9 protein-coding genes are annotated in these 9,763 nt (G+C 65.5%); 4 read left to right on the top strand and 5 right to left on the bottom strand.

Features of this window, described 5'->3' with window-relative positions; all coding sequences use genetic code 11:
- Window positions 1–7 precede the first annotated feature (7 nt).
- The 4 genes from rimO to AC6LKD_RS27080 all read right to left on the bottom strand — a co-directional run bounded on the left by rimO (window position 8) and on the right by AC6LKD_RS27080 (window position 4,027).
- Complete coding sequence (rimO, locus tag AC6LKD_RS27095; protein WP_498117964.1) at window positions 8–1,345, bottom strand: 30S ribosomal protein S12 methylthiotransferase RimO; 1,338 nt, start codon at window positions 1,343–1,345, stop codon at window positions 8–10.
- Window positions 1,346–1,524: 179 nt separating this feature from the next.
- On the bottom strand, window positions 1,525–1,782 hold the full coding sequence (locus AC6LKD_RS27090; protein ID WP_013396689.1) for a helix-turn-helix domain-containing protein: 258 nt from the start codon (window positions 1,780–1,782) through the stop codon (window positions 1,525–1,527).
- Window positions 1,783–1,895: 113 nt separating this feature from the next.
- Window positions 1,896–3,332 carry a heavy metal sensor histidine kinase gene (locus AC6LKD_RS27085; protein ID WP_498117962.1) on the bottom strand — a complete coding sequence of 479 codons (1,437 nt, stop codon included), beginning with the start codon at window positions 3,330–3,332 and terminating at the stop codon, window positions 1,896–1,898.
- Window positions 3,329–4,027 (bottom strand): heavy metal response regulator transcription factor, encoded by a 699-nt coding sequence (locus AC6LKD_RS27080; protein ID WP_492273976.1) that lies wholly within the window; start codon window positions 4,025–4,027, stop codon window positions 3,329–3,331. Before AC6LKD_RS27080 ends, AC6LKD_RS27085 begins: the two co-directional genes overlap by 4 nt.
- A gap of 261 nt (window positions 4,028–4,288) precedes the next feature.
- Between AC6LKD_RS27080 and AC6LKD_RS27075 the strand changes: the two genes are divergently transcribed.
- A complete protein-coding gene (locus AC6LKD_RS27075; protein WP_498117961.1) occupies window positions 4,289–4,579 on the top strand; it encodes a hypothetical protein in 291 nt (96 codons plus the stop codon).
- A 177-nt stretch (window positions 4,580–4,756) separates the two neighbouring features.
- Here AC6LKD_RS27075 and AC6LKD_RS27070 read toward each other — a convergent pair whose 3' ends face one another.
- On the bottom strand, window positions 4,757–5,389 hold the full coding sequence (locus AC6LKD_RS27070; protein ID WP_498117960.1) for a LysE family translocator: 633 nt from the start codon (window positions 5,387–5,389) through the stop codon (window positions 4,757–4,759).
- Window positions 5,390–5,482: 93 nt separating this feature from the next.
- Between AC6LKD_RS27070 and rsmB the strand changes: the two genes are divergently transcribed.
- From rsmB to AC6LKD_RS27055, 3 genes are read left to right on the top strand one after another with little or no spacing between them, the layout of a single operon-like run.
- The gene (gene rsmB, locus AC6LKD_RS27065; protein WP_013396671.1) at window positions 5,483–6,820 is read left to right on the top strand and encodes a 16S rRNA (cytosine(967)-C(5))-methyltransferase RsmB; all 1,338 of its coding nucleotides are present in this window, start codon (window positions 5,483–5,485) and stop codon (window positions 6,818–6,820) included.
- A gap of 40 nt (window positions 6,821–6,860) precedes the next feature.
- Window positions 6,861–7,451 carry a DUF4390 domain-containing protein gene (locus AC6LKD_RS27060; RefSeq protein WP_492273983.1) on the top strand — a complete coding sequence of 197 codons (591 nt, stop codon included), beginning with the start codon at window positions 6,861–6,863 and terminating at the stop codon, window positions 7,449–7,451.
- Entirely contained in the window at window positions 7,448–9,763 is a 2,316-nt protein-coding gene (locus AC6LKD_RS27055) for a sensor histidine kinase (protein ID WP_013396669.1), read from the top strand. The genes AC6LKD_RS27060 and AC6LKD_RS27055 overlap by 4 nt, the downstream gene beginning before the upstream one ends.

Raw genomic sequence — 9,763 nt, 5'->3', positions numbered from 1 at the left:
ACCGGATTCAGATCGCGTCGGCCCAGAGGTCGTATTCGTCGGAATCGGTGACGCGGGCGCGCACCATGTCGCCCGCCTTCAGCGGCTTGTCCGAACTGACGTAGACGCAGCCGTCGATCTCGGGCGCATCGGCGCTGCTGCGGCCCACGGCGCCGTCTTCGTCCACTTCGTCGATCAGTACGTCGATCTCGCGGCCCACCTTCTTCGCCAGGCGAGCGGTCGAGATCGATTGCTGCAGCTCCATGAAGCGTTCCCAGCGTTCCTGCTTGACCTCGTCCGGCACCGGATTGTCCAGCAGGTTCGCGGGCGCGCCTTCCACCGGCGAATACTGGAAACAGCCGACGCGGTCCAACTGCGCTTCCTGCATCCAGTCCAGCAGGTACTGGAAGTCTTCCTCGGTTTCGCCGGGGAAGCCGACGATGAAGGTCGAGCGTATCGTCAGGTCCGGGCAGATCTCGCGCCAGCGCTTGATGCGGGCCAGGGTCTTGTCCTCGAAGGCCGGGCGCTTCATGGCCTTCAGGATGCGCGGGCTGGCATGCTGGAACGGAATGTCCAGGTAGGGCAGGATCTTGCCCTCGGCCATCAGCGGGATCACCTCGTCCACATGCGGATACGGATACACGTAGTGCAGGCGCGTCCACACGCCCATCTCGGACAAGGCCATACAGAGCTCGGTCATGCGCGTCTTTACCGGACGGCCGTTCCAGAAGCCGCTGCGGTACTTCACGTCCACGCCATAGGCGCTGGTGTCTTGCGAAATCACCAGCAGTTCCTTGACGCCGGCCTTGACCAGGCGCTCGGCTTCGCTCAGCACGTCGCCCACCGGCCGGCTGACCAGATTGCCGCGCATCGACGGGATGATGCAGAAGCTGCAGCGGTGATTACAGCCTTCCGAGATCTTCAGGTAGGCGTAGTGGCGCGGCGTGAGCTTGATGCCTTGTGGCGGCACCAGGTCCAGGTAGGGGTTGTGATCTTTCTTGGGCGGGGCGGCCTGGTGCACGGCGCGCACCACCTCTTCATACTGCTGCGGGCCGGTCACGGCCAGCACGCTGGGGTGCACGTCGCGGATCACCGATTCCTCGACGCCCATGCAACCGGTCACGATGACCTTGCCGTTCTCGGCCAGGGCTTCGCCGATGGCCTCCAGCGATTCCGCCTTGGCGCTGTCGATGAAGCCACAGGTGTTGACGACGACCACGTCCGCATCGTCATACTCGGGCGTGACTTCGTACCCTTCGGTGCGCAGTTGGGTCAGGATGCGTTCGGAGTCGACCAGGGCTTTGGGACAGCCCAGGGAAACGAAGCCCACGCGCGGGGTTCGGCCTTCGGCGTTGACGGCGGCGATGGTGTTGGCCAGGGTGGCGGCGGCGGACGCGTTCGCGTCAGCGCTGTCGGTCTTGCCAGGGCCCTTGCCAGGCCGGGAGGTTTCGAGGATTTCCAATCTAGTTCACCAAAAAATCGCGCGGCGAGCGTGTCGCGCGGCGGATGTGTTGTTCATGTCGGGCGAGGCCGGGGCGGCGGGCCTCAAGATTCAGCGTGTTCGTTGGCGCGCCACGGGGGCAGTTCTCGCAGGGTCTCGGGGTGCAACATGGCTACCTGCAGCAGGGTTTTCGCCGCGCCCGAGGGGGTGCGCCGGCCTTGCTCCCAATCTTGCAGCGTGCGTACGCTCACGCCCAGCAGTTCAGCGAAATCCGTTTGCGGCAGGCCCACGCGGTTGCGTGCTTCGCTGATATGCGACGCCTGCCACGGTGCGCTGCGCGCCGTCGGGGCAGCATTCTTCATGGCTCTTCAAAAGTCGGGTGGCGCCTGCGTGGCGTCCCAGGGGTTCATGCCGACGTACCGTGATGGCGGCGAAGGCGAATTTTTAATTATACGGCATTGCCGTAGGTTAATTGTCATCCAACCGCCAGTCGGACAGGCTTCCCAACCTGGCTCGACATCTCTACCGTGTGAGCAGGTAAAGGGAGCGGGCAGGCCAACGTGAACCCGAAAGTATTGATGCCGCCCGCACTGCGTGCAAATACGTCGCCCTGATGGATTGTCGCAATGGCCTTGACGATCGCCAGTCCCAGGCCGTGATGCTTGCTGCTACGGCTGCGCGCGGCTTCCGCCCTGAAAAAGCGTTCGAACAGGCGCGGCAGGACCTGTTGATCGATAGGGTTTCCACGATTGGCGACGGACACGTGGGCGAAGCCGTCCTGTTCTGTCAGCCGCAAGCTGATCCTGCTTTGCGGGACTGCGTGGCGGACGGCATTTTCCAGCAGATTCGCCACCGCCCGATGGAACAATCGCCGATCCGCGTGCATGCGGACTTCACCTTCCAGAACGATTGCCAGTCCCTTTTCCTCGAATAGCGGTTCGAGGTACTCCATGGTCTTGGCAACCTCTTCCCGTAGCGAAACTTCTCCCAGGTCCAGGGCCATCTGGCCAGTCTGCGCATGTGACAGAAACAGCATATCGTTGACGATGGCCGTCATCCGCTCCAGTTCTTCCAGGTTGGACAGAAGTAATTCCTTGAATTCGTGTTCGGTCCTGCACGCGCGCAGGCCAAACTGAGTCTGACCGATGAGATTGGTCAGCGGCGTGCGCAGTTCGTGCGCAACATTGGCGTTGAAACTTTCCAGCTGCCGCCAGGCCACTTCCTGCCGATCGAGAACGCCGTTGAACGATGCGGCCAGGTCCTTGATTTCGGTGGGAAGCCGTTCCAGGCGTAGCCGCTGTCCGCTATTGCCTGGAGTCAGCTCTCGAGCCTGGCCGCCGAGACGCTGACCGTGGTGCAGGCCCGCCCGCGCAATGAAGTAGCCTAGGATTGCCACCAGCAAGGAACCCGCAATGGATAAGGAGGCAAGGATGGCCGTAAAGTCGTCGAGCGTCTGTATGTAGGGGGAAGAGTCGAGCGAGATGACCGACCGCACCGCGGGCCGGATGCCCGCCGGCGGTATGGTGGTGATAAGCACGTGCAAAGGACAGCAATCGGTTGCCCCTGGCAGGATGGAAAATCCGTCGGGTAGCTGGCTCGACGTCACGCTCTTGGGCGGTTCTCCGCCATGGCGGTATAGCGGGTCGTCGCTGAGGATCCAGTGCTGCGCATTGACCATGCCGTTCGACGCAAACGGGCTGTGCGCGAACACGGCGTCATGCCAGGTCGCCGGCGACTGTCGCGACATCAGCAGCGGATCCAGAAACGAATGACGCAACTCAAGCTCGCGCTGTATCTGTTGCTGCAGCGATTGCCTGAGGGATCCCTGCAGCAGCACGGAGCAAACCGAGGCGGTGAGCGTCACCGCCAGGGTGAACATCAGCGCCAGGCGCATCGAGAGGGACGCGATCATGGCGAGGCGGCGCAGGCTTCGGCGCGGCTTTCCAGCAGATAGCCCATGCCCCTGACGGTATGCAGCAGCTTCGTGTCGTACGGCGCGTCAACCTTGAGACGCAAGCGCCGCATCGCGACTTCGACCACGTTCGCGTCGCTGTCGAAGTTCATGTCCCAGATCTGCTCGGAGATCATCATCTTGGACAGGATCTCGCCCTGGTGGCGTGCCAGCAGGCTGAGCAGCGCGAACTCCTTGGCGGTCAGGTTCAGCCGCTGGCCGGCGCGGGTGGCACGGCGCGCCAGCAGATCGACCTGGAGGTCGCCCACCTGCAACCAGGTCGAATCGCCGCCGGTGCCGACCCGGCGCCGCAGCAGGGCCTGGATGCGCGCGGCCAGCTCGATGAAGGAAAATGGCTTGGCCAGGTAGTCGTCAGCGCCCTGGCGCAGTCCCTTGACCCGCTCGTCGACGGAGCCACGGGCCGAGAGCATCAGCACCGGCGTCGGCTTGCGCGCCCGCAGTTGTCTCAGCAGTGCGTAGCCGTCCTGGCCGGGAAGCATGACGTCCAGGATGATTGCGTCGTAGTCATGCTCGATGGCCAGGAACAGCCCCTCGCTCCCATCGCCGGACAAGTCGACGGTAAAGCCCAATCCAGTCAGCCCGCGCTTGATGTGCGATGCCGTCTTTGGTTCGTCTTCCACAACCAGCAAACGCATGCGTTCCCTTAGCGGCTTTTATTGAAGTTCTTTGAGCCGGCATGGATTTCCAGCGGTCTATAAAGAAACCGGCGCGGCCCAGCATTCTAGAGCAGCAAAGCCGTCTTCAAGGTGACCTGAATATGATGAACTTGTCAGAAATTGCTCCATAAAAATGACAGGAAACTCGTGCCAGAAATGAGTGGGCAGGCCAACCGGTCCAGTGTCGCGCGGCGCGCTGATAGAAACGTTATTCAGAGGTCACAGTCTGGCCAGACCCGATTGCGCAAAATCACGCCACGCCGCAAAACGCGTCGATTCAACCTGCAATTCTCGGCCTACCGGAGATTCATATCATGCGCATCAAGACCTCTTTTCCTGCCGCGGTGTTCGCTATCGTCGGTGACCAGTGCGGAAATCGCCGCGGACCTGCAGGCATGGTCGAGCGCGGCCCTGCCCGAGGTGACCCGGCAGGAAGAAACGCCTGAGGTATTTGGCGCGGATTATCGTGAACGCTACGCCAACTACCTGCGTCTGCAGGAGGGGGCTTCCGCCAAGAAGGCTGTGCGCTGAGACTCGATTCTCCGCATCGCTACCGCGAAACGCAGGCCGTCGCGGTTGCCGGACCCAAGCACCGCATGGAAGGCAATGTGGCCGAATGCGCGAAGCTGCTGGTGGCGACCTGCAGCTTTCTATCGCGGCAACTGGGGTGGGCCTAGCGGGCGGTGCGCCGGCCGAGGGGCAGGCCGCTCAAGGCGTGCCGCGCCGGTACAGCGCCAGCGTCCCTGCCAACCCGATCAGCAAGCCGCCGCAGATGCGGTTCAGCCAGCGCAGGCCGGCGCCCTGGAAGGCGCGCACCATCTGCGCGCCCAGCGCCGCGTAGGCCAGCATCACGGCGATGTTCATCAAGGCCATGACGCCGGCTAGCACGGCGTACTGGGCGGGCAGGGGCGCGGCCGGATTGATGAACTGGGGCAGGAAGGCGGACATGAACAGCAGCGCCTTGGGATTGGTCAGCGCCACCGCGAAGCTGCGCAGGCCCAGCCTCAGGCCAGCCGGACGCCTTGCATCCGCCTGGGCGGCGGGCATGACCAGCGCCGCGTCCGAGCGCAGCATCTTCCAGCCCAGATAGGCCAGATAGGCCGCGCCCACCCATTTGATGAGCTGGAAGGCGACTTCCGACGCCGCCAGCACCACGCCCAGGCCCGAGGCCACCGCGCCGATCAGGACCAGGTCCGCCAGCACCGCGCCGGCCATGCCCCAGCAGGCGGCGCGCACGCCGTGGCGTGAACCGTTGCTCATGGCGAGCAGGACGGTGGGGCCCGGCGTGATGATGGTGACGGCCGAGGCCAGGATGAAGAGCAGCAGGGTGGCAAGGGTCATGAGGGGCTCCGTGGCTGGGGGCCAGTGTGCCGTGGCGGGCGCGGTTCGTCCAGGTCCGGCTACCATAGCGGTCTTATCTCCTGAATTTGCACCATGTCCACGCGTTCCGACTCCCCCAATCTGGCCCCCCCGTTGTCCTCCGTCCTGCTTTCCAGCGCGGAGGTGGTCGAGGGCGTGCTGGACGGCCGTTCCCTGACGGACGCGCTGAGCGACGTGGAATCGGCCCTGCGGCCCGCCACGCAAGCCGTGTCGTTCCATGCCATGCGCTATCTGGGCTGGGCCGATGCCGTGGGCCGCGAAATGGTGCAGCGCTATCCCAGCGTGCTGTTCGAATCCCTGCTGCTGGTCTCGCTGACCTTGCTGAAAGAAGAGGGCGAGGCCGCGTCGGCTCTGCCGGGCATGCCGGTCTATGCGCCCCACACGGTGGTGGACCAGGCCGTGACGGCCGCGTCCCGCAGCCGCGAGCTGGCCTCTTTCAAGGGCATGCTCAACGCTTGCCTGCGCCGTTTCCTGCGCGAGCGCGCGGCGCTCGAAGCCGCGGTCGCCGACAGTCCCGAAGCGCAATGGAACCATCCCGGCTGGTGGGTCAAGCAGCTGAGCGTGGCCTATCCGCGCGAGTGGCGCGAGATCCTGGCTGCGGCCAATCTGCCCGCGCCGCTGACCCTGCGCGTCAACCGCCGCCGCGCCAGCCGCGAGCAGGTGCTGGCCGCGTTCCAGGCCGCCGGCCTGGCGGCCGAGCCCGTGGGCCAGTCCGGCCTGGTGCTGGCCACGCCCAAGCCAGTGACGCAATTGCCGGGCTTTGCCGAGGGCTGGTGGTCGGTGCAGGACGCCGGCGCGCAACTGGCGGCCGAATTGCTGGCGCCCGCGGACGGCATGCGGGTGCTGGATGCCTGCTCGGCCCCGGGCGGCAAGACCGCCCATCTGCTGGAACTGGCCGACATCGACCTGCTGGCTCTGGATGCCGACGCCGACCGGCTGGTCCGGGTCGGGCAGAACCTGGACCGGTTGGGCCTGGCAAGCGATCGTGTCCAGTTGAAAGCGGCTGATGCCGCCGACCTGGACGCCTGGTGGGACGGCAAGCCGTTCGACGCGGTGCTGGCCGACGTGCCCTGCACGGCCTCGGGCATCGTGCGCCGCCACCCGGACATCCGCTGGTTGCGGCGCGAGAACGACGTGCGCCGCACGGCCACCCTGCAGTCCAGCATCCTGGACGCGCTCTGGCGCACAGTGGCGCCCGGCGGGCGGCTGCTCTACGTTACCTGCTCGATCTTCCCGATCGAGGGCGCGCGCCAGGCGCTGGAGTTCATGCAGCGTCACCCTGACGCGCAGCGCCTGGAGGCGCCCGGGCAGTTGCTGCCAGTTGCGGTCGATGCAACACCTGCGGCCCAGCACGACGGGTTTTTCTACGCCTTGTTTGCCAAGCAGTCCTGAATCGCCAAGAATAGGGGGCATGACGTAGTTCCGGTGCCGTATGTCCATTATTCCGCGCTTATTTCTCGGGTTGTTGCTCGTATCTGCCTTGCTTTCGTTCGTGCCGGGCGGGCAGGCGCATGGGGCTGAACCGAAGGTCACCGAAGTTCGCCCGGCGGTGCGCGACGGCAAACTGGAAATCGACGCGGACATCGAGTTCGAACTGAACCAGCAACTGCGGGACGCGGCCCAGCGCGGGGTTCCGCTGTACTTCACGGCGGATCTCAACATCAACCGCGAACGCTGGTGGTGGTTTGACAAATCCCTGGTCGACACCTCCCGCACCTGGCGCGTCATCTACAACGCCCTGACCCGGCAATGGCGGGTCGGCGTGGGTGAGCTGACCTTCCCGGTCGCCTCCCTGGACGACGCCATGGGCGTCATCCGCCATATCCGCAACTGGCCGGTGGGTGACGCCGACGACTTCGACGCGGGCGTGCTTTACGGCGGCCAGCTGCGCTTGCGCCTGGATACCTCGCTGTTGCCGCGGCCGTTCCAGGTCAACGCCTTGAACAGCAGTTCGTGGGTGCAGGCGACGCCCTGGCTGGACTTCACGTTCGTGCTCAGCGACAAGGAGAAAGACCCGTCATGAGGCTATTGCTTCGGCTGGCCCTGATGGTTGGCGCCGCGAGCGGCCTGGCATTGCTGGGCCTGTTGGCGTGGTCCACCGGCAATGCCTCGCGCTTTGCGCGCTACTACGACACGCTGCTGGTGCTGAACGGCATTTTTGCGCTGGCGCTCTTCGTCTGGGTGGTGGCGCTGACCGTGCGGCTGGCGCGGCAAATCCGCCGGCGCCAGTTCGGTGCGCGGCTGACGGCCCGCTTTTCCCTGGCCTTCGCCCTGATCGGCGTGGTGCCCGGCGCCCTGATCTACACCGTGTCGGTGCAGTTCATGTCGCGCTCGATCGAATCCTGGTTCAACGTGCGGGTGGACACGGCCCTGGAAGCCGGCCTGAACCTGGGCCGGGCCGCGCTGGACTCGCTGCTGGCGGACCTGGACGCCCGCGCCCGCTCCATGGCCATGGAGCTGAACCGCAACTCCGATAGCGGCGTGACGCTGGCGTTGACCCGGCTGCGCGAGGCCAATGGCGTGCAGGAAGCCATGGTGTTCACCGGCAGCGGCCGCATGATCGCGTTTTCCACCAGCCAGTACGGCCAGTTGCTGCCGGCGACGCCGCCGTCCACGGTCATCAATCAGTTGCGGCTGGCGCGCGGCTATTCCGCCGCCGAAGCCGACGATCCGGTCACGCCCGGCGCCGAAGGCGGGTTGCACCTGCGGGTGGTGATTCCGCTCACGGGGCCGGACCGCTACGACAACCTGCTGGGGGCGGCGTCCGAGCCCCGCTGGCTGCAGCTGATGCAGCCGGTGCCCGAGCAGATCGCCCACAACGCCAATCTGGTGCAGCAGGGCTTTCGCGACTACCAGGAACTGGCGCTGTCGCGGCTGGGCCTGCGCAAGCTGTATGGCATCACCCTGACCCTGGCCCTGCTGCTGGCGGCCTTCGGCGCCATCGCCGTGGCGTTGTCGCTGTCCAAGCGGCTGGTGCGTCCGCTGCTCAGCCTGGCGGGCGGCACGCAAGCCGTGGGCGTGGGCGATTACCGGCCCCTGCCCGAACCGCCGGAGCGCGACGAAGTCGGCCAGCTCACGCGTTCGTTCAACGCCATGACGCGCCAGCTCGACGAGGCCCGCCGCATGGTCGAGAGCAACCGGCAGCAGCTGGAACGCTCCAATGTCTATTTGGAAAGCGTGCTGTCGAACCTGTCGTCCGGGGTGCTGGTGTTCGACGAGTCGTTCCGCGTCACCACGGTCAACCAGGGCGCCCAGACCATACTTGGGGCGGATCTGCGTTCGGTGATCGGCCGTCCGCTGGAAACGGTGGCCGGCATGCTGGAGTTCGCCAACATCGTCCGGCAGGCCTTTTCCGCCCATGCCGCGGTGGGTTCCGAGCGCCAGCACTGGCAGCAGCAATTCGAGATCGCCCCGGGCCAGGGCGAGGCGCCGGCAGGGGCGCAGCCCTTGACCTTGCTGGCGCGCGGCACGCATTTGCGCGTGGACGGGCGCGGCAACGGCTATCTGGTGGTGTTCGACGACATTACCGAAGTGATCTCGGCCAACCGGACCGTGGCCTGGGGCGAGGTCGCCCGCCGCCTGGCGCACGAGATCAAGAATCCGCTGACGCCGATCCAGCTGTCGGCGGAACGTCTGGCCATGAAGCTGGAAGGCAAGCTGCCCCCCGCCGAGGCCCAGATCGTCGAGCGTTCCACCAACACCATCGTCAATCAGGTGGCGTCGCTTAAGCAGATGGTGGACGATTTCCGCGAATACGCCCGCACGCCGCCGGCGGTGATGCAGCGCATCGACTTCAACGCCCTGGTGGCGGACGTGCTGTCGCTGTACGGCTGGGAGCCCGAAGGCGGCTCGTCGCGCCTGGCTGAAAAGGCCCTGAACCTGGACGTGACCCTGGCGCCGGACCTGCCTCCCATCGAAGGCGACCCTACCCAGTTGCGCCAGGTGATCCACAACCTGATGTCCAATGCCCGCGATGCGATCGCCGAGCAGGGCGGGCAAGGGCGGGTCAGCGTGACCACGCAGCTCATGCGCAGCGAACAGCCCGACCGCGCGGACCAGCAGGCCCTTAGGTTTACCGTGGCCGATACCGGGCCGGGCTTTCCGCCCCAGGTCATGCAGCGCGCGTTCGAGCCCTACGTAACCACCAAGTCCCACGGGACTGGGTTAGGATTGGCAATCGTACGCAAGATCGTGGAAGAACACGGTGGGCGTATCGACCTTGCCAACCGCAAGGAAGGAGGCGCGCGGATCTCGATCTTGTTGACCCGGCTGGCTTCCGAGGCCGATACAATAGACGCGACCGCGCAAGAAAAGGATAATGCGGCTACGCAATAG

The organism is Achromobacter sp. D7-1 (assembly GCF_059760445.1).
Note: the sequence above shows the minus strand (reverse complement) of the source record. Positions and strands in the feature narration are given on the sequence as shown.

Coding starts and splice junctions, on each gene's coding strand:
- AC6LKD_RS27090 (WP_013396689.1), bottom strand. CDS start 1,782: ATGAAGAATGCTGCCCCGACGGCGCGCAGCGCACCGTGGCAGGCGTCG.
- AC6LKD_RS27085 (WP_498117962.1), bottom strand. CDS start 3,332: ATGATCGCGTCCCTCTCGATGCGCCTGGCGCTGATGTTCACCCTGGCG.
- AC6LKD_RS27080 (WP_492273976.1), bottom strand. CDS start 4,027: ATGCGTTTGCTGGTTGTGGAAGACGAACCAAAGACGGCATCGCACATC.
- AC6LKD_RS27070 (WP_498117960.1), bottom strand. CDS start 5,389: ATGACCCTTGCCACCCTGCTGCTCTTCATCCTGGCCTCGGCCGTCACC.
- rsmB (WP_013396671.1), top strand. CDS start 5,483: ATGTCCACGCGTTCCGACTCCCCCAATCTGGCCCCCCCGTTGTCCTCC.
- AC6LKD_RS27060 (WP_492273983.1), top strand. CDS start 6,861: ATGTCCATTATTCCGCGCTTATTTCTCGGGTTGTTGCTCGTATCTGCC.
- AC6LKD_RS27055 (WP_013396669.1), top strand. CDS start 7,448: ATGAGGCTATTGCTTCGGCTGGCCCTGATGGTTGGCGCCGCGAGCGGC.